At 58.3% G+C, this 22,084-nt stretch carries 28 protein-coding genes; 2 read left to right on the top strand and 26 right to left on the bottom strand.

The features are described 5' to 3' along the window. Positions 1-209: 209 nt before the first annotated feature. The 13 genes from HU743_RS01275 to HU743_RS01220 form a co-directional block, all read right to left on the bottom strand. Positions 210-1,538: an integrase arm-type DNA-binding domain-containing protein gene (locus tag HU743_RS01275; protein WP_186646306.1), complete on the bottom strand. Its 1,329-nt coding sequence runs from the start codon at positions 1,536-1,538 to the stop codon at positions 210-212. 340 nt (positions 1,539-1,878) lie between these two features. Further along, entirely contained in the window at positions 1,879-2,646 is a 768-nt protein-coding gene (locus HU743_RS01270; RefSeq protein WP_186646304.1) for a hypothetical protein, read from the bottom strand. Between the two features lie 60 nt (positions 2,647-2,706). Then, positions 2,707-3,855 carry an integrase gene (locus HU743_RS01265; protein ID WP_186646302.1) on the bottom strand — a complete coding sequence of 383 codons (1,149 nt, stop codon included), beginning with the start codon at positions 3,853-3,855 and terminating at the stop codon, positions 2,707-2,709. Then, a complete protein-coding gene (locus HU743_RS01260; RefSeq protein WP_186646300.1) occupies positions 3,852-4,061 on the bottom strand; it encodes a hypothetical protein in 210 nt (69 codons plus the stop codon). The genes HU743_RS01265 and HU743_RS01260 overlap by 4 nt, the downstream gene beginning before the upstream one ends. 87 nt (positions 4,062-4,148) lie before the next feature. Continuing rightward, on the bottom strand, positions 4,149-4,391 hold the full coding sequence (locus HU743_RS27085; protein WP_238351669.1) for a hypothetical protein: 243 nt from the start codon (positions 4,389-4,391) through the stop codon (positions 4,149-4,151). 68 nt (positions 4,392-4,459) lie between these two features. Further along, on the bottom strand, positions 4,460-4,597 hold the full coding sequence (locus tag HU743_RS01255; protein ID WP_186646298.1) for a hypothetical protein: 138 nt from the start codon (positions 4,595-4,597) through the stop codon (positions 4,460-4,462). A gap of 37 nt (positions 4,598-4,634) precedes the next feature. Continuing rightward, positions 4,635-4,931, bottom strand: coding sequence for a hypothetical protein (locus HU743_RS01250; protein ID WP_114881044.1), 297 nt, complete (start codon positions 4,929-4,931; stop codon positions 4,635-4,637). A 39-nt stretch (positions 4,932-4,970) separates the two neighbouring features. Then, positions 4,971-7,775 (bottom strand): toprim domain-containing protein, encoded by a 2,805-nt coding sequence (locus HU743_RS01245; RefSeq protein ID WP_186646432.1) that lies wholly within the window; start codon positions 7,773-7,775, stop codon positions 4,971-4,973. 2 nt (positions 7,776-7,777) lie between these two features. After that, on the bottom strand, positions 7,778-8,011 hold the full coding sequence (locus tag HU743_RS01240) for a hypothetical protein (protein ID WP_186646296.1): 234 nt from the start codon (positions 8,009-8,011) through the stop codon (positions 7,778-7,780). A 64-nt stretch (positions 8,012-8,075) separates the two neighbouring features. Then, positions 8,076-8,450, bottom strand: coding sequence for a hypothetical protein (locus HU743_RS01235; RefSeq protein WP_186646294.1), 375 nt, complete (start codon positions 8,448-8,450; stop codon positions 8,076-8,078). Beyond that, positions 8,450-8,731 (bottom strand): ogr/Delta-like zinc finger family protein, encoded by a 282-nt coding sequence (locus HU743_RS01230; protein ID WP_186646292.1) that lies wholly within the window; start codon positions 8,729-8,731, stop codon positions 8,450-8,452. Before HU743_RS01230 ends, HU743_RS01235 begins: the two co-directional genes overlap by 1 nt. 77 nt (positions 8,732-8,808) lie before the next feature. Continuing rightward, the gene (locus HU743_RS01225; RefSeq protein WP_186646290.1) at positions 8,809-9,282 is read right to left on the bottom strand and encodes a YmfL family putative regulatory protein; all 474 of its coding nucleotides are present in this window, start codon (positions 9,280-9,282) and stop codon (positions 8,809-8,811) included. Positions 9,283-9,311: 29 nt separating this feature from the next. Further along, on the bottom strand, positions 9,312-9,512 hold the full coding sequence (locus HU743_RS01220; RefSeq protein ID WP_186646430.1) for a DNA-binding protein: 201 nt from the start codon (positions 9,510-9,512) through the stop codon (positions 9,312-9,314). Between the two features lie 103 nt (positions 9,513-9,615). Here HU743_RS01220 and HU743_RS01215 point away from each other — a divergent pair, with 103 nt between their 5' ends. Together HU743_RS01215 and HU743_RS01210 are read left to right on the top strand one after the other, a co-directional pair. Then, complete coding sequence (locus HU743_RS01215; protein ID WP_238351668.1) at positions 9,616-9,972, top strand: helix-turn-helix transcriptional regulator; 357 nt, start codon at positions 9,616-9,618, stop codon at positions 9,970-9,972. 104 nt (positions 9,973-10,076) lie between these two features. Continuing rightward, a complete protein-coding gene (locus tag HU743_RS01210; protein ID WP_186646280.1) occupies positions 10,077-10,253 on the top strand; it encodes a hypothetical protein in 177 nt (58 codons plus the stop codon). 24 nt (positions 10,254-10,277) lie between these two features. Here the strand turns inward: HU743_RS01210 and HU743_RS01205 are convergent, their stop codons facing one another. The 13 genes from HU743_RS01205 to HU743_RS01145 form a co-directional block, all read right to left on the bottom strand. Further along, the gene (locus tag HU743_RS01205; protein ID WP_186646278.1) at positions 10,278-11,567 is read right to left on the bottom strand and encodes a contractile injection system protein, VgrG/Pvc8 family; all 1,290 of its coding nucleotides are present in this window, start codon (positions 11,565-11,567) and stop codon (positions 10,278-10,280) included. Continuing rightward, on the bottom strand, positions 11,564-12,004 hold the full coding sequence (locus HU743_RS01200) for a phage tail protein (protein ID WP_186646276.1): 441 nt from the start codon (positions 12,002-12,004) through the stop codon (positions 11,564-11,566). Before HU743_RS01200 ends, HU743_RS01205 begins: the two co-directional genes overlap by 4 nt. 6 nt (positions 12,005-12,010) lie before the next feature. Beyond that, positions 12,011-14,833 (bottom strand): phage tail tape measure protein, encoded by a 2,823-nt coding sequence (locus tag HU743_RS01195; RefSeq protein ID WP_238351667.1) that lies wholly within the window; start codon positions 14,831-14,833, stop codon positions 12,011-12,013. Beyond that, on the bottom strand, positions 14,826-14,945 hold the full coding sequence (locus HU743_RS01190) for a GpE family phage tail protein (protein WP_114881052.1): 120 nt from the start codon (positions 14,943-14,945) through the stop codon (positions 14,826-14,828). Before HU743_RS01190 ends, HU743_RS01195 begins: the two co-directional genes overlap by 8 nt. 8 nt (positions 14,946-14,953) lie before the next feature. Next, positions 14,954-15,298, bottom strand: coding sequence for a phage tail assembly protein (locus tag HU743_RS01185; protein WP_202883915.1), 345 nt, complete (start codon positions 15,296-15,298; stop codon positions 14,954-14,956). A 53-nt stretch (positions 15,299-15,351) separates the two neighbouring features. After that, positions 15,352-15,867: a phage major tail tube protein gene (locus HU743_RS01180; protein WP_186646267.1), complete on the bottom strand. Its 516-nt coding sequence runs from the start codon at positions 15,865-15,867 to the stop codon at positions 15,352-15,354. A gap of 46 nt (positions 15,868-15,913) precedes the next feature. Beyond that, a complete protein-coding gene (locus HU743_RS01175; RefSeq protein ID WP_186646265.1) occupies positions 15,914-17,086 on the bottom strand; it encodes a phage tail sheath protein in 1,173 nt (390 codons plus the stop codon). Between the two features lie 140 nt (positions 17,087-17,226). Then, complete coding sequence (locus HU743_RS01170; RefSeq protein WP_186646263.1) at positions 17,227-17,658, bottom strand: phage tail assembly chaperone; 432 nt, start codon at positions 17,656-17,658, stop codon at positions 17,227-17,229. A gap of 2 nt (positions 17,659-17,660) precedes the next feature. Further along, on the bottom strand, positions 17,661-19,625 hold the full coding sequence (locus HU743_RS01165) for a phage tail protein (protein ID WP_186646261.1): 1,965 nt from the start codon (positions 19,623-19,625) through the stop codon (positions 17,661-17,663). Continuing rightward, the gene (locus tag HU743_RS01160; protein ID WP_186646259.1) at positions 19,622-20,233 is read right to left on the bottom strand and encodes a phage tail protein I; all 612 of its coding nucleotides are present in this window, start codon (positions 20,231-20,233) and stop codon (positions 19,622-19,624) included. Before HU743_RS01160 ends, HU743_RS01165 begins: the two co-directional genes overlap by 4 nt. After that, on the bottom strand, positions 20,230-21,144 hold the full coding sequence (locus HU743_RS01155; protein ID WP_186646257.1) for a baseplate J/gp47 family protein: 915 nt from the start codon (positions 21,142-21,144) through the stop codon (positions 20,230-20,232). The genes HU743_RS01160 and HU743_RS01155 overlap by 4 nt, the downstream gene beginning before the upstream one ends. Further along, positions 21,141-21,494 carry a GPW/gp25 family protein gene (locus tag HU743_RS01150; RefSeq protein ID WP_186646255.1) on the bottom strand — a complete coding sequence of 118 codons (354 nt, stop codon included), beginning with the start codon at positions 21,492-21,494 and terminating at the stop codon, positions 21,141-21,143. The genes HU743_RS01155 and HU743_RS01150 overlap by 4 nt, the downstream gene beginning before the upstream one ends. After that, a complete protein-coding gene (locus tag HU743_RS01145; RefSeq protein WP_186646253.1) occupies positions 21,491-22,072 on the bottom strand; it encodes a phage baseplate assembly protein V in 582 nt (193 codons plus the stop codon). The genes HU743_RS01150 and HU743_RS01145 overlap by 4 nt, the downstream gene beginning before the upstream one ends. Positions 22,073-22,084: the final 12 nt, after the last annotated feature.

The raw sequence follows: 22,084 nt of genomic DNA, 5'->3' as shown, positions 1-22,084 counted from the left end.
ACGCCTGTGGATAATTTGGGTCAAGGCTCGAATTTTCGGGAATTCTGCGGCTGTGGATGAAATTATCCACCGGTGGAAATCTATGGTTTTCCACAGACAATTTGCGTGGGCTTTAGATTTTTTAAATGAGGTCCATCCAAGCAGGGCGGCTTTGCAGCCCCGCTTGGATGGACCCGCGTGGAAGGGCGGACAACGGTGATCTCACAGGCTTACCCACGTTTGGATGCGCCACGGCTATTTTGTAGGGCCGTGATGTTGTCGCCGACTGGGTGAGCGAATTCGTGGGGTGTCACATGCCCATGGCGGTTGGCGTCGATGTAGTTGCTCCACCACGCCATGATCAGTCTGCGCTGCTCCAGAAATTCAGCTTTGTGGATATACGCGGCGCGCACGCGGTTGCGTTCCTTGTGGCTCATTTGTCTTTCGATGGCTGCGTCGGTCCATAACCCGGACTCCAGTAGGGCGCTACAGGCCATGGTCCTGAAGCCGTGGCCGCACACGTCCTTGCTAGTGTCATAGCCGACGTTGCGGAGCATGGTGTTCACCGTGTTCTCGGACATGGGCTTCCAGTACTTATGGTCGCCCGGTAGCACCAACTCTGAAAAGCGACTGAGGCTGCGCAGGCGCTCCAGTATTTCGATGACCTGCGGCGATAGCGGAACCATTTGAATGTCGCCGTTCATCTTGGTCCCTCGTGTGGAGTTGCGTACCCCTTCAATCGGTGCGCGTGTATCGGGGATTTCCCACATGGCGCGTTGGAGGTCGAACTCACTCCATCGCGCGAAGCGCAGTTCGCTGGAGCGGACGAATACATGCAGCGTGAGCAGGACGGCAAGGCGCGTCAGCTCGCGGCCGTTGTAGTTGTCGATGCGGTTTAGCAGTTCGGGTAGGCGATTGAGGGATAGGGCCGGGCGATGGACTGTGCGCGGCGCGTGAATCGAGCCTGCCAGATCCAGTGCAGGATTCATGGTGATCTGCCGAGCCCTTTTGGCCCCGCGCATAATGGTGGATAAGTAGTTCTGTACCCTTAACGCCACATCCATGGTGCCGCGTTCCTTGATGCGCTGGGTGATCTCTAGCAGGTCATGGGTATCGAGTTCAGCGATGGGTCGTTGGCCGATCAGCGGAAAGACGTGGGTACGTAGTCGGCTCATCACGGTTTTTGCGTGTCCTTCGGTCCAGCGACGGGACATGTCGGCGTGCCACTCCAGAGCAACGGTTTCGAAAAGCAGTGCCGCCCGCTGGGCTACGATCTTGGCCTTCTTCTTTTCTTCCATTGGGTCGAGGTTGTCGAGCAGCAACGCCTTGGCTTCGTCTCGCTTACGTCGTGCGACGGAAAGGGTAACGATGGGGTAATTGCCGATGATGAGCGTACCTTCCTTGCCGCTGGGCTTGGTGTACTTCAAGCGCCAGGTCTTCACGCCATTGGGTTTGACGAAAAGGTACATGCCGCCGCCGTCGAACAGTTTGTAGGCGCGTTCGCGGGTTTTGGCCGTGCGGCATTGCAGGTCGCTGAGGGGGATCGCTAGACGTGGCATAGGGGTACGCGCTCCTGACCGGGAAATCGCAGTACCCCTAACATACCCTCGGGGAAGGGGGATTTTGTTGGATCCCGACAGAGGGTCCTGGAACGAAAAAACCCGCCAAAGGGCGGGTTTTCGGGGCTTCCAGAGCATTCGGTGGAATGCAATGGAGCCTAATGTGGTGCCGGCACCAGGAGTCGAACCCGGGACCTACTGATTACAAGGAAGGTGCTTTCAAGAACAGAAACAAGAGGTTAGCGATTTTTCTATTACGTCAGGTTGTGCCCGATCCTGCTGGTTTAAGGAGAGGGGGTGAGGCTTGTTACGTGTAGTCGATCCGCGGATCCTCGCTGTTTTACGCACTGCCTGTAGGCGGCGCTTCACCGGCACGTCTTCTGCGCAGATTCGCTTGCGCGTTCATAACGACCACGGAGAACGGCCGATCAGTGCGGTCTGTAACTGCCAAGCCAAAGGCGAACATACTCGGCTGGGGATCGTCCTTTTTTAGCGTCTTCATTGCTTTTTCCAGATGCGCATTCGCCTGGATGCCTACGGCACCCTTAAAGCACTGGTCCAGGCGGGCTACCTCTTCCAAAATTAGCCTAAACACTACCTCGCCAAATCCGAATGCTTCTTGGAAATCCGGAAAATAGCCTTTGTGAATAACATCATTGCGAAATTTTGACTGAGTGGGAGAAAGCACGGTCGGCTGTTTGCCTTCCTGCAACGTTCTCATGCCAATGTACATTCCAAGCTGGCGCTCTGACTGGGAAACGACTGTCTTCCACGTCGACTCTATCTCGTCGGTACTCACATTCGCGTCTGTCAGTTGGACCCGGATGGAAAACTCATACAGCCGCTCCAATGCAGCGGCAAAGCTGCTCACAGATTCCCGCAGATAGCCGTCCGCTAAGGCTTCTAAACCACTTTGGAAAAGTAACTCAAATGGAAGGTTATTGAGAATTGCTACAAGTTGATGCCCTTCCGGGCAGGTGGATCGATACAGATTTTTATCTTGAACGAGCACTGCTGTATTCCGAAGCACCACGCCGTCTGGTCCAAAGCCACCGTCTTTCATTGAGGCAGCGAGCGCGCACTCACCGCAGGGAATCATTAGTTCCACATTCGTTACTCCATTATCGGCGGGCGACGCTAACTTTTGGATTAGCCGAGCCTACATATCTCAATCAGCGGAAGGCGAAACCAGTGGAATGCTGTGGTCGTAGACGTCCATCATCTTCGCGTCACGATGGCCGCTCGCTTCCTGTTTGTCCGCCCTGGTGCCAGTAGTGTCAGTTATACCCCGCCTTTTTAGATCGTGCAGGGCGAAACGGTCTTCCGGTTCGATGTTTCCGTCCGCGATGGCCAGAGTAATAAATCGTTGCCAGGCAGTATCGAGGCTCGATTTACGAAGTGGGCCACCGTGGCTGGCCACAATGATGAAGCGTTTTGACGCCGCGATCGGAATAGCCGTTTTACGGCTTTCCCAAATCCTCGCCCGTAAAGCCTTCGCATCTTCCCAGACAGTGCGCAGTCGCGGTGTCCATCGAACAATATTGTCCCGGCTGCCCTTGCGGCGATTGGTCAAAAGCCCTTCCTGAAGCTCGTTCGCATCCGTGAGTGTCACCACCTCGATGCCGCGTAGCCGGCAAAGGTAGGCGAGCTCCATGACGCTGGCCAAGTACTCAGGACAGCTTCCTGGTTCGTTACGTGCCAGTCGCCCCCGCGCTGTCGCACGGTCGATTAGGACGTCCATTACGTTCAACCGTGGCAACCGGCGTTGTTTTCGTTCTATGGGCGCTTCGATGCCGAGGGCTGGATTCACTTCAAGGAAACCCCGATTACGTCCCCATTGCAGCACGCGGCGCAGATAACGCAGTGCGTGCGCCGCCTTTGAGGGCGTGCCCTCGTCTGCGATCCGATCGACAATTCGTTGCACCAGGGCGGCGGTGAATTTCTTCACAGCGAGATCGCCAAGCGGCTTGCCCAATTTGGTGGGAATGTTCAGTAGAACGTCGCGGGAGTAGCAGTAGTCGGTGTGGGTTTTGGGGGCAAGCTTTTTATAGCGATCACTTTCATGGAACTGTTCGCACACATAGCGAAGCGTGCCTCTGTCGACATTGGAAGCTTCGTCCATTATGCGGTGCAGTTCAGAGAGTGAAACGTCAGCAGGCGCCACATTTTTTCGGCGTTGTTTTCCCGTTTCATCGTAATGAAGGGTGTACCAAACCCCGCTGCCGCGCTGGTCGAAATAAATGGCCGCCGGAAGGGCGGCCTGGTCGATGTGGGTGGGGATATGCGGATTGTGCTTCCGCTTCCGAGCTTTCCTCATAGGATATCGGCTTCGTATCGCTCTGCTGCGACCGGCTTCATGCCGGCAGCTTGGTTGATTAGATCTAGCGTCGTCCACGGCCCCGTGCGGCCGCGAAAAAGCCGGACACCTTGTTCAATCAGCGTCTTCTCTACGTCCGATCGGCGCTGGTAACCGGTGATGCGCTGCAGGTCTTCAAATATCAAGACATTGCTCGACATGGTCATCCTTCGTTTTGGTGACGCCTTAGCCAGTGTAGTTCTTGCGCTGAGGCGTTGTGGTTAGAACATTGCTGTCCATCTACTAGCAGTGCTTCAGCGTGAATAGCGCTTGCCTCGCGACATCCGTGCAGCAATTCTTTCCGCCATTAACGCGGCCCATTCATCAGCTTTCCGTCTCTGTCGAATGCGGCTACAGCTTCGATGTGTGCGCGTCGATCGCGCTTTTCCGCAGATATCGCAGATGCTCGGCAGATCGAGCCGGTGGCTGGCCATTGTCGGCCGTAGACGAGGTGCGTTAGCCTCGGCGACGCTGCCGTTGTGGGATTGGTCTTGCATGGTTCTCTCCTTTCAGGGGTGGCAGGTGCCATGGGGTTGCAGCCCCATGGCACCGACTTCTCGGTCGCTTAGCTGAGAATCCAGATCATCAAATCCGGTACCTGCACCGCGACGATGGCAATCAACACCACCGTCAAGACGGCGCCTATCAACTGCCCAATCAGTGCTCCGCGTTGGGTTTGTTCAAGCTGCTCTGTGTTGCGCATGGTTCTCTCCTTTCAAATGTGCCGGTTGCAGCCGGCGTTATTGGTAGCTGTCTGGCGATCGCACCAGGTGCAGCACCAGGTCTTCGAATTCGTTCGTGTCCTCGCTACATGACTGCCAGTCCAAAACCGCTTGGATTTGCAGCCGGGAGCAATTCAGCACCAAGATCTCGCGCTGACCATCGGTAGCCCGTACCTCCAAGATGTCGACCAATCCGTTCGCACCGTAGGCTTCAGCCTGCACCGTGTTCCCAAGCTCGTTGAGCAGCTGGGTGATGCGATCCTGCAGACTTTGCGTATCACTACGATCAGTGCCGGCGACGATTTGAATCTGCATGGTTCTCTCCTTTCCTAGCTGTCGACGCGGGTTGCAGCCCTACGCCTGAAACATCCAGCACTTGACCGTGAGTGACTTGGTGATCGTGTTGTTATTGCGCGTGGCCTGGTAAGCGCGCACCGCGCTGTCGACGGCTTTGTTCGATTCCAGGAATTTGCGGCAACGGGATTCCTTCAGGCGATCGCGCAATTCGCTGACGTCGGCCAGCTTTTGGCGGTGTTCTGCGGCGCGCTCAACGAACTCGTTGAGGTTGATAGCGATGACGTTGTCTTTCTTGCTGTGATTGACCACCGGCCCGTCGGCATCAAGCCCCTGCAGGTACTCGTAGACTTCCCAGAATTCCGCGACAACAGGGTGGTCTGCGCTGATCGAGCTCTGGCGCTCGATGGCCATCGAGACAATGCAACGCTGTGTTGCGCTGATCTGGGCATCGGTCAGCGGTACCAGCGAGCGAATGCAGTCCACCAGGCCGAGCAGCTGGGCGTGGTTTTTTACGATGCGCTCAACGCGGATGTACCCTCGCAACTGATTGCCACAGTGCTGGCATGCCGCTTTTTCGTTATTCGCTGGATATTCGTTGTCGCAGCTGATGCAGTGGGTGTGTAGCCGGCGCAGGCGCGCTTCGTGGGCCGGGATTTTGTCGGCAAGGATGGACATGACGTCGCTTTCTCGCTTCACCGCCTGCAGCAGGAAGTAGCTCAACTTGGAGCCATCTAAGGCCGTCAGTCGATCAGCTGCCGCTCGGCTCTCTGGTGTCACGTTCGGCCGCACAAAATGCAGCTTCACGATCCGCGTCATGATGGCTTCGGACGCAATCACTGGCGCGTTCTGGCTGATAGCGATCGTGCCTCTGAATGGTGGCTCGTAGGTTTCGTTACCGGCGGTTTTAACTCCTTTGGTCGCCAGTGTGCCGCCGCCGAAGTAGTCCTTCAGTTCGTCCCATTCAAAGTTTTTTGCGTGTGATTTGTCGTCGCCGCTCCGATCCGATTCAAGCAAAACCACAGGCATGCCGGATACTTGGCCCATCAACCGGCTGCGGCCGGCTTTGGTGGATTTGGACGGGTCGAATCCTTCGTAGCCGGCGCGGCCGAGCAACTTCCAAAGCAGGTTGAGCAGGGTGGTTTTACCGGCCCCGGCCTCGCCGGTGGCTTCCAGGAAGGGAAAGGACTGGTAGCGAGCGCGGATCTGCTCGGCGAACAGCGAGCCGAACCAGAAGGTCAGCGCGACAACGCCCTGTGCTCCAAAGCATGTCCACAGCAGTTTCGCCCATTCGTCGCTGTATTCCTTCGGGTCGCGTTGAATCCGCACCGGCACCGCACGTTGCAGGGTTTTTAGGCGCAGCTTGCCGAACTCGAAAAACTCTTCGTCATTGACGTCGACCACCTGGCCATCTTTTACGGCCAGGTCGCCGTACACGTAGCAGCCGTACTCCTTGCTGTACCCAACAAAGTCGATCGTCTGAACCGTTTTGATCGCGAACAGTTGGTCCTTCATGATTTTGTCGAGCTGTTGGCCGCTGCCGGTGAACACTGCACCGGCGGCCATGCCGAGCAGTCGCTTCTTGAATTCGCTCGCGGCCGCGACCTGGCCACCGGTGAAAGTGTTCTTCACTGAGCCGCCGTCGTGGGGGAAGTCGACGCGAAAGAAATACCAGGATTCGTCCGTGATCTCATTGCGCTGGAAGTACAGCGCCTGGGGATAGCAGTTGGCGATCTCAACCACGCAGCCGGACATACGCAACGCTTTTTCACGCATCGCCTTGTTGTTCAGCTGCTGCTCTTCGTGGTTCTCGCTCGTTTCCAGCGCCTGCATGGCGTTGTTGAACTTGCTGATGTCCAGCTTCCACCAGTACAGACGAGACTCAAACCCGAAGTGGAACTCTTCGCGCTCGCGCCAGTTGTACATCAGCATCGCTTTCTCGGAAGCGCTTTCCGCAATCAGTAGGGCGCCTTGGTGGCGAGCCTCGTTCAGATCCGCTTCTGTGCGCCTACGCCGTTCGGCTTCGTCACCGATAAAGGCCCACCGCTGATGCAGGTCATTCCAATCCACTTTCCGCGCGTCGCGCTGCGGTATTTGCGCGGCGGTGCATTCAAAGCCCATGGATCGAGCCATGGCGACCCATTTAAGCGTGTAGCGGTGCGCGCCAGGCTCGTTATCCAGAGCCCAGACCAATCTTGGCAAGTTGCCGGCCCGATCAGCTGCAAGTGCTTTCAGCGAGGCCTCGGGAAAGGCGTTTGACGACATCGCTGCTACCGCGTCGATCTCGTTATGCTGCAGAGCGATCGCGTCGAAAATCCCCTCAACGATCCAAAGCTCCGAGGTCTGTGTGAGGTCGACGTAGGGGGAGCACCACCAATACCCTTTGTATGATTCGCCCGGCTTGAAGCGTGCCTTCTTTTTACCGAAGCGCTGAGGCTGGTCGATCAGGCGTTCCCAATACCCGCCGTGCTCGAGCGCAAACCGCACTGTGGCCGAGCCGATATTCAAAACGCGATCGAAGTAGTTCTCCTGGGTGAACAGACCCGCCACCAGATCGATCTTGAAGCCGCGAGCGAACTCCATGTAGGCGCGGGCGCTTGCGGTCGGTTGGTCATCTGTTGCCGGCGCACGTTTGCTCCAGTCGTCAAACAGATCGGCATACAACTCTTTGACGTGCCACTGCTGACCACACTTGCTCTCGCGGCCACACTTGATGAAGAACGGGTTTGCAAAGCTGGAGTACAGCTCTTTCTTGTTGCAGGCCGGGCAGGTGCCACCTCGCATGAAATCGGTGCCGACCCGGTGTTTCAGGCCGTAATCGAACTCAAGTCGGGTCAATACGTCGGCCCGGATTTTCTCTTCCATCGTCATGCCTGCTTTCTGATGGCGACCCGGAGGGCGCCGAGAGTTGTCTTTTGAGCCGCCAGTGCGGGGTAGGCCGAGAGAATGGCGCTGGTGCGCAGACCATCAGGAACGCAGCGAAACTGATCCGAATACCAGTGCTCCTGAATGCCCATTCGCAGGCGCTCACGGAGCTCCTGCAGCAAGGCTTCGGCGAGGCTTTCGCTCAGGCTCATCTGTATGGAAAGTGCTGTGTTCATGGCTTTCTTCCTGATTTCGGGCGCAATTCACCCAAACCCACACGCAAACGGTGGAGCGATTCGGTCAGTTGTTGAGGGTTTTCGGTCGGGGCTCCGAGGCCTGGACCAGGTACTGGAATATCAGCGCGACGGGGATGGCGTACGATTTGCCGCTGGCTGGATCGGCGAAGACTGCAACCGATTCACTGCTGTTTTTCAGATCAAGGCGTCGCTGGCCAGCGCCTGCGCGCAGTTGTCCGTATGCCAAGCCCGTCAGGTTCTCGGCAAGAAAGTTGGGTACATCCAGAGTTGTCTGCAGGTGGGCGACCGTTCGGGTAAAAAGCTGTTGATCGTTGCCAAGGTGCTCTGCCTGGTGGCGCTGCATGTAGCAAAGCGCGGCGTCTTGCATAGAGGCGCGGTATTCCCGTTCGGGATTTTGCTCGCTGATCAATGTGTTCATCAGGCCGTCTCCAGTCCAAGTAGGTCCATTTGCTGCTCGCCTTCCTTTTTCATTGCCTGCCGGCGAATAGCGACGGGAGCCACTGGCAAACAAACAGCCGGGTTCGGCATGCCTGATGGGCTCATTTCGTGAGTCATTTCAAACTCAGCCCGGACCGACCAACCGCATGCCTCGTTGATGCATTGCAGGTAGGCAATACGCAAAAAGATATGCGTGCCCTCACTGGTCCGGATGCGCATGCGCTCACGGCAGTGCGGACATACCAGCTTATAAGTGCTCACTTTTTTCTCCCTGCCGCTAATCGCGGCCCTCGGCTGACGCCGAAAAATGGCGACGCTTCCAGCGCCTATTTCGATTCCTAGCTGCCCGGGTTTTCCCGATGCAGAACGATCACGGCAGTGATCTCTTCGTGTCTGGCTGCTACGTGCGCACGGTGCGCCGCAAGAATGGCCTGCACTTCGTCGTCCTCGATGACGCCGTCTTGGAGTGCTTTGGAAATGATCGCGTCGACGAGGCCACGCTTTACCGCTGTGTTGATCGAGCGGGCATACAGGTCGAGGTTGTCCAATTGCTCGGCTTCGGCAACCGGAACGAACACACCGCCGTACAGGTTGCAGACGAAGTCAGGAAGGTGAGTGGTCCCGGTCTGCAACTCCAGCAGGCAGATCTGCTCGTCAGTAAGCGGCCGGCTGCCCGCGTTCTCATAGGCATGGTTGTCGAACTTTTTCACCGACATACCCAAGCGCGGGGCTGCGCAATCACGACCGCCCGGATACGCACAAATCACTGCGCTTACGACTTGCCGACGGGTTTCTAGAACGGTGCGTTTCATCTTCTGGTTTCTCGCGTAGCCAAATGCCATTAATTTGAAATCACACCGTCTTTGATTCTGAGGAGCACAGCTGCTCGTCGGGCCTCGCCTCGCACGCCCTTCTTGCGACCGTTCAACAAATCGCTGACCAAATTTTTGTTCAGGCCGTGTTCACGACAGAAATGCGCAATGGTTATCCCGTTGCGGTCAAGTTCTGCGCGGGCTTGCTCGGCTGTAAGGAGGACGGGCATAGTGTTCATCTGTGTTCAATCGTGTTGTGTGTGCCATCATTATGCCCAAGAAATTGGCTGTGTAAAGCGGCACATGCCAAAAATTTGTGTAACTGGAGACTCCTTGGAAAAAACTTTGGGCGAGCGGCTCCGGGAAGAGCGCGACCGGCTTGGCATTAATCAAAACCAGCTGGCAGATATAGGTGGGGTGAAACGCAATTCCCAAGGAAATTACGAGAACGATCGCCAGCGGCCTGATACTGCTTATCTGCTGGCTGTCTCGAAGATTGGTGTGGACGTGGTTTACGTGCTTTTCGGGCGACGCGACACAGCTGTCAGTACCCACACCACGATTGAAAATGAAGTGCTGAACTGCTTTCGCTCGTTGAGCCCTGGCGATCAGATTGCTGTGCATCGGATCGTTACAGGCTTGGCCGACATGACAGCTAAAGAATCGCAAAGCTCGCTCCCGCTTGAGTGAGATAGGGCCGCTCCGTCCGGTGGCGCTACGGGGGATCGGGTTCAGTTGATGCATCAAAATGCCAAGTTTTAGACGATCCTCTGCGGCTTTTAGGAGTTGTAAGCATGTTGGATCGTGGCGTTTTGGAGCAGCTTGAACAGGACGTTCAGGAGAGCAAAGCTGCTCAGCATTTGACGCAGATGGAGTGCATATTGCTGAGTATGTACCGGAGGATGTCCGAGGCGGATCAGAGCCATCTTCGGCGTATCGCGGAAATGATGGCGCAAACGGATTATCGCTGAACCCGCTTGCCGCATCCCGGCAGGTCATGTCGGGATGCCTGCAGCGGCTGATCCGCTTTTCGCTTGCAGTCGCTTGTACTCCCTATCCACCGCCCGTTGTGCTGACGCCTTGCTCTCGTAAAGGTGGGTCAACCGCTTAGGTTTGCTCTGATCACCCTCGCTCAACTTCTGCTGCTGACCACTCTTCGCGTCTCGGTACCACGCCACAAGTCCTGTGTAGTCGCCGGCATCGTCCGCCAGTTCGGCTACTTCGTCGCCCTCAGGAAGCATCGATTCGAGCTCGAGGCTAGTGGTGAACGAATCAGACGTGAAACTGTGTTTAACGTTGCCGCCAAGCCAGATCACGTCCGCAATTTCCTGCTTGATACCGATCAGCGAATAGGTGAGCTCTGGTGTCAGTTCTGGCCGGCCGCGTGCCAGCGAGTAACTGAGCGTCGCGCTTCCGCGTTGCAGCTTGTTCCACTCAGCACGGGCAGCCACCAGAGCGCTTTTCTGATCCGTGTATGAGTGACGCAGATCCTTGATGTTGTCGCCGCCTCCAGAGATAGCCTCTTTTTTCTCCGCGCTGTTGACGTCGTAATAGAACGCCCGCACACCCGTGTAGCTGTCTCGGTCTGCCTGCAGGAATCGATGCTGATCACCGTCGCGGCGGGTCAGGGTGATGTGTGGCAGTGCCAAGCCGCTGGCACTTGTGCCGTTGCCGATCGGCATGAAAAGCAGCTTGCCCGCTTTTACCGTTGCGATCGCATCGTGCTCTTGCCCCAAGCGAGAAAGCAGATTCGCGTCTGACTCGTTGGCCTGATCAAGGTGAACCACCTGGATGGCACTGAGCGCGGCGCTGACCAAAGGACCAAGGCCGTAGGCACCGGCAATGGCTTGCACCACGGTCTCGATCGTCTCGTTGTGCCAGCTTCGCTCCCGTTTGGCTTTCAGCCCTGCTGTCAGATCCACGCTGCGAGCCCGGATGTTCAACTGATCTGGCGCGCCACTGTGCTCGGTTTCGTCGACAGTGTATGTGCCTTTATCGACCAGTCCGGTGTCGCCCCAGCCAAGCCATAGCCGTAGCGTCGCACCTTTCGGTGGGATTGCCAGGCGACCATCATGGTCCGATAGGGTGACGTCGAGCTGGTCTGCGGTGAGCCCGCGGTTGTCAGTGAGCTCGATGCTCATCAGGCGCTTCTCGATCGCCGCTGTGATGTCGCGTCCGTCGACCTCCAGCCGACAGATTGGACGGGGGTAGGCCCTCGCTTCGCGGATGGAGGCCTGCGCGTCGCTCAGATAGCCGTCGACCCGACTCAGTGCTTGGTCGATCACAGGATTTTCCTCAGGATATTGCCGGCTGTACTCACGCCGGCGCCGAGCAGATCAACCCGGCCGTCATCGATCCGTTTGAGCGCGATGGTGAATTCGATGCGGCGTGCTGCGCCATCCGAGAAGAACAAAGTTTTGTTCTCTGTAATGTTGTCGATCACCCAGATACCCAAGATCCTGCCGGTGCCTTCGATCAACGGCCATGCTTTGCCGGTATCGGCCATCGCGCGGAGCGTGTCGAGGCTCAGCGGCGTCCCGGCGAGTGCCGGCAAGAGAATGCCTGGCATGCTGATTGAATCTTCACCACGGCCCAGAAACTGGCGGGATGGGTTAGTGCCTATACGCGACGTCGAGCCGTGACGCCATTCCGTCTGCCGCTGCAGCTCCTGGTACGCCAAGGTTTCGAGACTGAAGATGAACATGCCGAGAGCCATCATCATTGCCGTTTACTCCTGGTCAAAGAGGGCGCTGCGCCCCTTCGCTTGTTTTGCATGTTGGCGTTTGTCGAGTTCGGCAGACACCGCACGTGCGATCGTCGCCGCGTCCATTCCCGGGGCAGGGTGAATGTTGATAACAATTTGTTGGGGGGCCATCTGCACCGCTGCAGGAGCTGCAGCGGGAGCGATCGGTGGGCGGTTATCGATAGCGATCGCTTGCTGAGCGCCGCCGATACCGACAGCCATTGCGCCGGCTTGAGCCAGTTTTTTGCCCATTCCGACAATGGATTCCAGCATGCCGCCGCTTTCAGGCTTCGCTCCCACCACGGACGCGGCGGGCTTGAGTGCAGCAGCTGCTGCTCCGGGCAGGGCTGCGGCAGGTGTCAGCGCTGCTGCAGCCACACCAGGCACGGCAGAGGCTGGGTTTAACAACGCTCCAGCGTTGGTAACGGCACCGATGGTCACGGTTCCCGCCTGTGTCATAAGCTCGCCCACGGCTTTGACTGCTTCCATCGGGCCGCTCTGGCCGTCATTTACACCCTGTGCCAAGCCGGCCATCGTGAAGCCGCCTAGCTCGGCAAAGACACGGGAGGGGCTGTGGATACCGAGCTTTTCCTTGAACCAGTCCACCGTGCTGCTGCCAGCATCCGAGATTGCGGTCTTAACCGCGCCCATCGCCCCGGTAATGCCATTGACGAGGCCTGAAATAATCATTCCTCCGAACGCGGTGAACCTGCTCGGAAGCTCAACGCCCATGTAATTCATCACGGCCGAGAACGCTTGGTAGAACAGCCCAATCGGGCTGAAGTTGACGATCGTGCGCAGGATTCCGCTTATGCCACCACTGAATCCGAGTTTTATCTCTGCCCAGGCGCTGACGAAGTAGGCCTTCACCTTGTCCCAATTTGAGTAGATCAAGTACGCCGCAGCGGCAATCGCCGTAATTGCCAGGCCGATCGGATTGGCCAGGAACAGTCTTCCCAACCACATGAATGCCTGACCCACGAAGGGCAGCACCTTGGAGCCCAAATTGAAGAGCAGGCCGATCACAGAGGGCAGTCGGATCCCTATAAGGGAAAGTCCATACCGAACGGCGAGGAAGGGGCCGAGGGTGGTGGCCAGTGCCAAAGCCACAGTGCTGAAGCCGATCGATAGCGCCGCAATGCCTGCGGCAACCTTCAGGATGCCCAACACTAAACCCGGGTTTGCGGTCGCCCAGGCGTTAACTCGCTCGAGGACACCGTTAAATCCGGTGACGAGCTGGATCAGGGCTGGTCGCAGAGTGGCGCCAAGTGCGCTGCTCAGGTTGAACATGCGGTTCTGAGACATCTCCCATCGGGCTGACAACTGGTCCGCACGAATGTCTCCTTCGCGCTGCATCGAGCCATCGCGCTTCGGTGCGTTATCTGCGCCGTTAACCAGGTCAAGCTGCCGACGATACTCTTCGATGTTGGACGCAAGCTTCGCGGCGTCATCGCCATATTCTTTGCCAAAGAGCTGGGTCATCACACCCAACTGCTGATTTTTCGGCAGCTTGTTCACCGCCTCGAGCACTTTCTGAATGGTGCCCGTGGCGTCCTTGCTCATGCCGTCCTGAACCGCTTTCGCCTCTAAACCGATCGATTTCAGGCCTGTGACAAATCGCTTTGGCTGCTGGGTAGCGATAGCCAATTCGCGAATCATTGCGTTCGTAGCGGTGGCAGCGATTTCTGATGAAGCCCCGAGTGTCAGGAATGTCGAGCCCAACGCAGCGGCGTCTTTAAACGACATTCCCACCGACGCCGTAATGCCTGCCGTGCGCTGCATGACGTCGATGATGTCGCCGCCTTTCGACATTGCATTGTCGTCAAGGTAGTTGATCGCGTCCCCGAGCTGGCTCACGTTTTTGATTGGCAATTTATAGAGGTTGGCGATGCGCGCCAGGCTTTCACCGACCTGATCTGCGGGCAGTTCAAACGCGGTCGCTGCAGTTGCCGCGACTCGCGCAAATTCCAGCAAGTCATCTTTACCCTGGATGCCCATTCGCGCGCCGCCTTCTACCAGGGCGGCGATGTCGGTAGTAGCCATCGGGATTGTTTCGGACATCTTTTTGATCGCGTCTCCCATTTCGTAATACGTCTGGGTGAGCTGACCGTTATCGTCGCGGGCGCCGGCGACCTGCTTCGCTACGCCTGCCATCGCGTCTTCGAAGCGCGAGTAGTTCTTGATCATCCCGAGGATGGGCATGCCTGTCGCCGCACCAACTGCTCCCGCACTTGCGCCGGCGACGGCGGCATTGCCAGCGAGCTCTCTTCCCTTGGAATAATTTCGCTGTGCTTTAGAGACTCGTTCCTGCTGCTTGGCAAGGGCGGCGAGACGTTCCCGCTGAGTTTGAATGGCTTTGTTCGCCGCCTCGATCTCGGTTTTCAAGCGGCGCTCGGTGGTACCGAGATTGCGGGTGTCAGCACCGGTTGATTTCATGAGGGGTATCAGGCGCTGCAGCTCCGATCGTTGCGCCGTGTGTTTGTTTGTCAGCTTTTCCACCGAGGCGGAGGCATTAACGAACGCCTTCTGAAAGGCTGATGTAGGGGCGTCCATCTTCTGCAGCTGCTCGCGCAGGCCGCGCAACTTGTCCTGCGCCTTTGCCAGCTCCTCAGACGACTGGCGGACGGCTTCGCGCTGGCGGGTGTAGCTGGAAATATTGGACTGCTGGGCGTTGAGCTCTTTCAACTGATCCCGCGCCGCCTTCAAGGCGCGGGACGTCGCAGTGCTCCCAGCGCTGATTTGCTTGAGGGGCGCGGTGACCTTGTCGATCGCCGACAGCATAAATTCCAGCCGCAGCTTGTCAGTCATCTTTCGCCCCACTTCGCTTGCGAGCGCGTTCGCGCCATTCCATCAGTTCGGTCAGGGGGAGCGGATCCATCTCCACTGGCCCCCAGTGAAAAATCACGGCGATGTCCGCCATGGCGTCATCTACGCAACGAGGGATGCATCCACCTTCGCCGACTTCGGCAGCAAAAAACCGGCAACCTCGGTGGCCATCTGCACCAGGTCAGCCGGATCCATTTGGCCGATATCGTGATCAGTCAGGGTTGGTGTGGTGATTCGCGGCAGTACCTTGCGCAACGCGAGCACGTCCATCTGCAGCAGATCGGTCAGCGAAACGCCGCGCAGTTCACCGGAGACGGGTTTGCGAAGTGTCACCTCGGTGATTTCGGTCGAGCCTCGAATGATCGGCGTGTCCAGGGTGATGACTGGACGGTTTGGGTTCTTCAAAACTGGTGCTTCTGCAGCTTCGTTCTTTTGGGCAGTGCTCATGTCGCATTCCTTCAATAGATTGGGGCCAGCGGAGCCGGCGGGGAGGGCTGGGTTTACAGGCCGATCGCCTTACGATGTTCTGCCAGCATGTCTTTGCCGTTGACCTTGAAAATGAAGTTGAGCAAGTCGATTTCGATCTCTTCATTGCCATCAATGGTCAGCTTGTAATAGCTGCAGGTGGTGGTGAACTTGTGCTCGGTGTCTTCACCGCTTTCCGAGTCGCCCATGTCGATCTCTTCATGCCGGCCGCGCACAACAACCTCGACAGCCGACACTTCGCCGGTGTCGTCGCGCTGGATCGATCCGGCCCAGCGCAGCATCACACCGTTGGCCGACACCGCACCGTATTGGCGCAACGCCGTCAGATCCCAGCCACCGAGGGTCCATTCGAGCTGGATCCCGTCGTCGCCATGACCGAGGTCGACCTTTACCGCACCGTCCATGCCGCCACCTCGGAAGGCCTCGAGCTTTCGGGCAAGCTTGGGCAGGGTGACGCTCTTGCATGCACCGACGTAGCTGACGCCGTCGTTGTACAAATTCATGTTCTTGAGCTTTTTGGGCAGAGCCATATGGGCGCTCTCCTAAAGGCGCGGCCGTTGCCGCGCGGATGAATGATCAGGCGTTTACGCGACTGGCGAAGTCGACCAGGTAGCGGTCGGTAATGCGCTGGCGAAGCCCCAGATTCTCCAGAGGCGGCACTGGCGTGTAGTCGTAATCGAGGTACAGCTTGCCGGCCTTGAGGGTGTCCTTGTCGTTGGCGGCTTCGTCGTACCAGCACTCGCCACCGATCAGGTAGCCAAGGCGTACCAGCTCGCGGAGTTTGGCGTTGATACCCTCAACAATGTCGCGCACCAGGCTCGGGTGCATCGGCTTGTCGATCGCCCAGAATTGCCCCTCTGCCATGGTGTCAGCCAGCACCTGGGCGGTGCGGGTGTAGTTCTCGAAGGCGAACAAAGGGTCGTCGCTGCAGGTGCGCGAGCCCCAGAAGCGGAAACCGTCGCGACGAATCAGCGTGGTAACGTCCGCCGCGTTCAGCAGGCCCGCATCGGTGGCCGGATTCTGCAGATCCCAGTAAATATCGCGGCTCAGTCCGGACACGCCGTTAACGGCCACGTTGGACAGTGTTTTGTGCCAGCCAACCTGCTCATCGAGCTTGGCGCGCAGACCCAATGCGCGGGCGATCGCCGACGCCGGCGCATCGGCATTCAGGGAGGTGTCCCAGTTCACGAAGTCGGGCCAGATGGTCATCAGCTCGCGCGCGCCGAAGTTTTCTCGGTAGGCGGTGGCCTCGGAGACGGTGCTGCAATCCCAGGCGCTGGCATATGCGAAGCCGCGCAGCTTTTGTGCGGTGAGTACCAGTTCAGTTGCCACCGGCAACGAGTCGAGGCCAGGCACACCGAGGATGCGCGGCCGCACTCCCAGTTGCGCTTCTGCGGCCAGCAGAGCTTTCATGCCCATGTACTGACCACCGGCGGTTACACCACCAATAACATTGGTAGTGGTCTCCGCCGCGTCCTGCCCCTCGGCAACACGAACGACGACGGTAACCGGGCTGGCTTGATCAGCGATGGCATCCAGACTTTTCGCAAGCGTGCCTTTAACACCTGCCTTACCGCTGGCGGTAAGCACGTCGGTTAGCAGTACTGGGCGGTTGAGCGGAAACGCGATCGGATCAGCATCTTCGGCGGTGCAGACCATGCCTACGACGGCGGTTGCTACGGTGCGGATGGGGCGGGTGCCTTCGTTGATTTCTACAACTCGGACGCCGTGGTGGTAATCAGTGGCCATGGGAGAACCTGCGCGTTGGTGACAATGAAGCGCAGGGTGACGCGCGCGCGTTGATCGGACGAGCACTAGGGGTTGTGCGGAGCGGCGCTACAGGTGCGCCAAAACAAAAAACGCCCACGGAGGGCGTTTTTCAGGGAGGTTTACATTAACCAGGTGGGGGCGACTGGACGTTTTTCAGTTGTGGGGAATCCCAATGCTAGCGGCCAGTCGCGTAGCTGCCGGCGATAAGCTTGCAGCTCTGCATATTGATCGGGCGTGAGCGAGGTTGCGCCGCCCTCTTCAACCTCGTCGCGGTGCCGTGAAACCAGCGGATCCGTCAGCAGCAATTGCGCATCACGCCAGGCGCGCTCAACGGCGGCCAACGCCTCAGCATCCAGCGGCGGCGGATCAATCAGCACCGGTTGACCATTGGACCGTGACGACATCATTTTTGGACTGGTCGACAATTCAATCAGCAGCGATTGCCAAACACTTTCCGGCACTTCAACCACATCCGCCGGCATGTCCGCGCCATGGATGTCAGTGCGATAAGCCCCGCACGTAGACGGACTGAAAAACACGACTTTGTTCATCATCAATTTCCTACTGCTCGCCATTGGACCGTCCAGCCCGCTTGGGCACCACCCGACGCGTTTTGCACGCGTAGTGTGCAACTGGCCGAACCTAACCCGGCCCCCATGAGTGCATGCATCAAGCATTGCGACCCAACGTGCGTAAGCGCGATGCTGCGCGGCGCATTCGGGAACGGAATAGGGAAGGTCACGTAAACGTATCCGCTTGCATCCGTAACGCCTGTGCCCCACTGCTCTATCGCTCCGGATGGCAATCGCTGGTAGCCAGCGTTACCCCAAGCACCGGCAAACTCTGCAGAGTATTTCAGAGCCGACGTACCAGAAATAAAGTAATTCGTACCCTGTAAAACCAGTTCGACCGACGAGCCGGGGGGAACGACCAAACTGGTCATTGGCTGCGTTGCAATTACGCCCAAGGTATCGCCGGCCGCAGGCACGATCGTCACTGCAGCCGAGCCGACGTTTTGTACCGCGATCGAATTACCAGCCACTTGAGAGCCAACGGTAGAAGGCGGAAGCGTCACGGTGAAGGAGGTGGACGAATTGAGCAGAAGCAACTTACCGAAAACACTGGCTGCCAGTGCTGTGTTGGCATTAGCGATCGCGGCCCCCGCACGATTACCCAGCGCCCTTTGCACAAACTCGGTAGTTGCCAGCGCCTTAGAGTTGTCGTGCTGAGGCCGGGTTGTGAAGCTCGGCCCCGCCAAGACACCAGCAAAGGCGAGCGCGGCCGTCCCTCCCACGAGCCGCCACTGATTTTCCAATCGGATGAATTCCGCCGTGTCGCCCAAGGCAAGGATCAGCGGCCCAGCCACACCGGTCGAGGTGTACACGACGTCAGCGCCGGCCGGGACAATTTTCAGCCCACCATTGCCGGCACAAACAAGCGTGATGGTAGCGGCCTGCGCTACGCCTGCCGTCGGCGGCAAAGTGGCCTGAAGCTGCGCGACACCGGAAAAACTGTGAAGGCCGCCGACGTGCGCGGCCGTCAACGCCAAGTTCGCGGCGTTCGTGGTAAATCCTGAGAATTCGACACCACTACGCTTTACAAACTCTGCCGTAACGATCGACTTGCTTTCGTCGAACTGCGCCGGCGTCGGGGCCGTGGGGTTTCCGGCAAAGCTTGGCGACAACAGCCGGGCAAAGCCATCTGTAATGTCCTTGAACGTGAGCGCCGTGGTGCCCACGACAATCGGACCATCCGTCACCAGTTGCCAGATCGTGTCGGCCTGCGTTGCGCCCGCCTCGATCGCTACCGTTAGATTCGGCGTGACCTTCGCGTTATTGTCGGCATCCTTTGCGCGCGCCCAGGCCCCCACAGCCACCACATACGGGCCGTTATCCTTGGCGGCCGCCTGATTCTTCACCAGCACGCGGTCGCCGGCATTCAGCGAAACACCGTCCACGACCTGCAAACCGACCAGGGCGATATTGCCCGTGGTAGCCGCGCGTACCGACTGTTTGATGTCGAGCTTGCTCAACTCGTCGAATATTCTCGAATCAACGTACTCGCGGGTCGCTAGAACCACTGCGGGGTCGATCTTGAGAGTAATGTTGGCCGTGCTGGAAACGATCAGGTTCATGCGCACCACTTGGGTACGGCCCGAACCCTGCGACAGGATCGGTTTAAAGCTCGGTGCGCAGTTGGCGACGGCTACCAGGTCGCCGTCTGCGTCGTACAACCCGACCTCACGGATCCAGTGTCCGCCTTCGTCTGCTGGGATAACCTGCTCGGCGATGATCACCGCCGGGTTAACCGGGTCAATTACCAGCTGGTTGAGTGGCCGGCGCCGCCATTCGTTGATGAGTTTGCTTTGCTTTGCGCTCGGCTGGGGGTCGGTGCCGTTGGCATCACCCAACCCCATTTGTGAGATGTTCCAAGGAATGCCTAGCACGTTGGCATTCGCCAACTTGGCCGCCCCGACGTCCGTCAGGATCGCGAAAAATTTGGAATCCGCATCGATCATGAATATATGTCCAGAGTGTCAATTGAGTGCTCGCGACCCACAACACCGAACGTTCCGGTGATGTCGATATCGAGCGTTGCGGGCGGATAGATGTCGATCGTGTCACCGTCATACAGACAAACACCGACATTGAAGTCGCCTTGCGTTTCGAGGCTTATCGCCAGCCCCGTCAGGTGGCGTGAAACTGGTTTGGCGTCATCGATCAGGCGCTCCAGTTCCTGATACATCTCCTCGGTGATACCGGTGTCCAGCACGCCGACTTTCAAGGCAAAGGTGCCCGGCACGCCCTCCGGCATGGTCTTGAACCATTCCACGATCTCGATCAGATATCCCAATGGCTCGACTACGCGCCTAAGCGCTCCGATCGTTCCTTTCCGGGAGTGAATGAAGTACGAGCCTTTAATGACCTGTCGTTTGGTGGACTCTGACCAGGAACTGTCCCAGCGATCGACTGAGAATGCCCACGCGAGATAGGGCAGCAACTGGACTGGGCAGCGGTCAGGGTTCAGCAGATCCCTTATTGGGACTGGCACGCGCTCGATTTCAGCGAGCGCCTCGGCCGCCAGACGTTCAAGCTGTTGGGCATTCGGCGGAAGCAGACTCGTCATGTCAGCGCACCAATGGTCACGCTATAGCCAGTGCAATACGCGGCCTCGGCTTCATTCGGGGTGATATCGACCCAGTCGTGCAAGACGACCTTGCGTACGCCCTCGACGTGCAGCGCGGCATGTATGGCTGACTCAGAGATTTCCACGCCGAGGCGTCGACGCTGGCTGATGAACGTGACCAGGCGCGCCTGCGCCGCTTCGCGTATGGGCTCCGCTTCTGGTCCCGTTGTAGCGAGGTAGAGAACGGCGTCGACCTGGTAGGGCAGTACAGTTGCCGATTGCACCGTCAGCCGATCGGCGACAGGACGACGGTCATCGTCGCTCAGGTATTGGCTGACGATATTGAGCAACGCCTGGTCGACTCTGCCATCTCCGGTCAAGCCCTGAACAGTGACGACTACCTCCGCCGGCGCTGGGCTCTCTGCCGTCGCATCGGCAACGCGGCCGTCTGCGCTGCGGGCGTGCAGGATGTAGCTGTTGCGAGGGCCAGCCGTGGAAAGGCCTTCCCATGCCATCTGCGCCCGTTCGCGCAGCGAATCATCCGACTCCATCACCGCGATGATCGGCGGAACGGCGGTGCTATTACCCGGTGTAACGACCAAGCGCTCGACGTTGACGTTGGCAGCGAGCTGCTCAAGATCTTTGCCCTTGGCTTTGGCCAGCATGTTGGCCAGGGATGCTTCGTTCACGCGTTGACGTAGCAGCATTTCGCGATAGGCGTTCTCCTGCAGGAGCTTGGTCAGAGGTTCCGACTCCACGGCCAATGTCGCGGCGACTTCGGCCTGCTGCTCTGCTGGCCAGAGGCTGACCGCGTAGGCCTTGCGCTCGGCGAGGATTTGCTCGTAATCAATCTGCTCGACGACGTCCGGATCCGGAAGTTGCGCCAAGTCGATGGGAGTGAAAGTTTTCATGCTGTTGCTCCCAAACTCAGCGGAACGCGAAGGCTCAATGGTTCATTTGTGTCCACCAGGCTGCCTTCGATATCGAGCATCGCTTGGCCAGCGATATCGCCGAGCGTCAGCTGGACACGGCTCAAGCGGATCCGCGGCTCCCAGCGCATGAGCGCGATGGTGGTCGCCGCATACGCCTGCAGGCGGGTCGCGTTGTTAAGCGGCCAATCAATCAGGTCGGCAAGCTGGCTACCGTATTCACGCCGCATAACGCGCGTGCCGATGGGGGTGGTCAGAATGTCGGCGATCGATTGCACCAGGTGATCGTTCCCAACGACGCTGCGGCCGGTCCTGCTGTTCATGCCGATCATGGGACAGGCCCCTGCGAGGTGCCGTTACCTGCCTGAACGCCAGATGTGCGGTGATTAACCAGGCTGATTTTTTGGGCGCCGGCGACGACGTCCTTGGTCACGATCACTAGGCCATCAATCACTACATCACCGGTGACATGTACGCCACCTGGCGCGATGAGATTGGCTTTGCCGCCCCCGGGCAGCGTGGCGGTCAGTGTGTGGCTAGCGGTGTCATAGTCGACAATTGCCCCGTCGCGGTACTTGCGCCGGCGTCGAGTTGGCACGTTGTCCGGAGCCGGGAAGCGATCGCTGTACAGACCGAAAATGACAAAGCCGTGAGCCGGGTTACCTGATGGCGAAAGCACCAGGCACTGCTCGTCCACGCTGGGCGGATCCCAGTCGCTGTCCTCGCCGGCACGCAGGGCGAAGAACGGCAGCCAGTCAGTCAGCAGGCCGCCGGTTTTCACACGGCAACGCGGTTTGCCCGCATCGAGCTCGGCGATAGTGCCGGCACGAATCAGGTTTTCGAGGCGTCGGGTCAGTTCAGTAAGAGAGTCCATGCCGCCGATGTTGCAGGTCGCGCGTGCGAGCTGCATCGACGGTGGGCT

The organism is Pseudomonas sp. SWRI99 (assembly GCF_014270125.1).
Lineage (GTDB): Bacteria > Pseudomonadota > Gammaproteobacteria > Pseudomonadales > Pseudomonadaceae > Aquipseudomonas > Aquipseudomonas hamedanensis.
The sequence above is the reverse complement of the archived record's forward strand: the minus strand, read 5'-3'. Positions and strand labels throughout refer to the sequence as shown.

Bases quoted from the DNA above. Each gene is read 5' to 3' on its own strand.
- HU743_RS01200 (WP_186646276.1), bottom strand. From the start codon at position 12,004: ATGATGATGGCTCTCGGCATGTTCATCTTCAGTCTCGAAACCTTGGCG.
- HU743_RS01245 (WP_186646432.1), bottom strand. From the start codon at position 7,775: ATGGAAGAGAAAATCCGGGCCGACGTATTGACCCGACTTGAGTTCGAT.
- HU743_RS01160 (WP_186646259.1), bottom strand. From the start codon at position 20,233: ATGACGAGTCTGCTTCCGCCGAATGCCCAACAGCTTGAACGTCTGGCG.
- HU743_RS01255 (WP_186646298.1), bottom strand. From the start codon at position 4,597: ATGCGCAACACAGAGCAGCTTGAACAAACCCAACGCGGAGCACTGATT.
- HU743_RS01180 (WP_186646267.1), bottom strand. From the start codon at position 15,867: ATGGCTCTGCCCAAAAAGCTCAAGAACATGAATTTGTACAACGACGGC.
- HU743_RS01145 (WP_186646253.1), bottom strand. From the start codon at position 22,072: ATGCAGCTCGCACGCGCGACCTGCAACATCGGCGGCATGGACTCTCTT.
- HU743_RS01170 (WP_186646263.1), bottom strand. From the start codon at position 17,658: ATGAACAAAGTCGTGTTTTTCAGTCCGTCTACGTGCGGGGCTTATCGC.
- HU743_RS27085 (WP_238351669.1), bottom strand. From the start codon at position 4,391: ATGCAAGACCAATCCCACAACGGCAGCGTCGCCGAGGCTAACGCACCT.
- HU743_RS01220 (WP_186646430.1), bottom strand. From the start codon at position 9,512: ATGCCCGTCCTCCTTACAGCCGAGCAAGCCCGCGCAGAACTTGACCGC.
- HU743_RS01225 (WP_186646290.1), bottom strand. From the start codon at position 9,282: ATGAAACGCACCGTTCTAGAAACCCGTCGGCAAGTCGTAAGCGCAGTG.
- HU743_RS01150 (WP_186646255.1), bottom strand. From the start codon at position 21,494: ATGATCGGCATGAACAGCAGGACCGGCCGCAGCGTCGTTGGGAACGAT.
- HU743_RS01240 (WP_186646296.1), bottom strand. From the start codon at position 8,011: ATGAACACAGCACTTTCCATACAGATGAGCCTGAGCGAAAGCCTCGCC.
- HU743_RS01185 (WP_202883915.1), bottom strand. From the start codon at position 15,298: ATGAGCACTGCCCAAAAGAACGAAGCTGCAGAAGCACCAGTTTTGAAG.
- HU743_RS01235 (WP_186646294.1), bottom strand. From the start codon at position 8,450: ATGAACACATTGATCAGCGAGCAAAATCCCGAACGGGAATACCGCGCC.
- HU743_RS01260 (WP_186646300.1), bottom strand. From the start codon at position 4,061: ATGACCATGTCGAGCAATGTCTTGATATTTGAAGACCTGCAGCGCATC.
- HU743_RS01155 (WP_186646257.1), bottom strand. From the start codon at position 21,144: ATGAAAACTTTCACTCCCATCGACTTGGCGCAACTTCCGGATCCGGAC.
- HU743_RS01195 (WP_238351667.1), bottom strand. From the start codon at position 14,833: ATGACTGACAAGCTGCGGCTGGAATTTATGCTGTCGGCGATCGACAAG.
- HU743_RS01210 (WP_186646280.1), top strand. From the start codon at position 10,077: ATGTTGGATCGTGGCGTTTTGGAGCAGCTTGAACAGGACGTTCAGGAG.
- HU743_RS01190 (WP_114881052.1), bottom strand. From the start codon at position 14,945: ATGGCGGACATCGCCGTGATTTTTCACTGGGGGCCAGTGGAGATGGAT.
- HU743_RS01265 (WP_186646302.1), bottom strand. From the start codon at position 3,855: ATGAGGAAAGCTCGGAAGCGGAAGCACAATCCGCATATCCCCACCCAC.
- HU743_RS01165 (WP_186646261.1), bottom strand. From the start codon at position 19,625: ATGATCGATGCGGATTCCAAATTTTTCGCGATCCTGACGGACGTCGGG.
- HU743_RS01250 (WP_114881044.1), bottom strand. From the start codon at position 4,931: ATGCAGATTCAAATCGTCGCCGGCACTGATCGTAGTGATACGCAAAGT.
- HU743_RS01175 (WP_186646265.1), bottom strand. From the start codon at position 17,086: ATGGCCACTGATTACCACCACGGCGTCCGAGTTGTAGAAATCAACGAA.
- HU743_RS01275 (WP_186646306.1), bottom strand. From the start codon at position 1,538: ATGCCACGTCTAGCGATCCCCCTCAGCGACCTGCAATGCCGCACGGCC.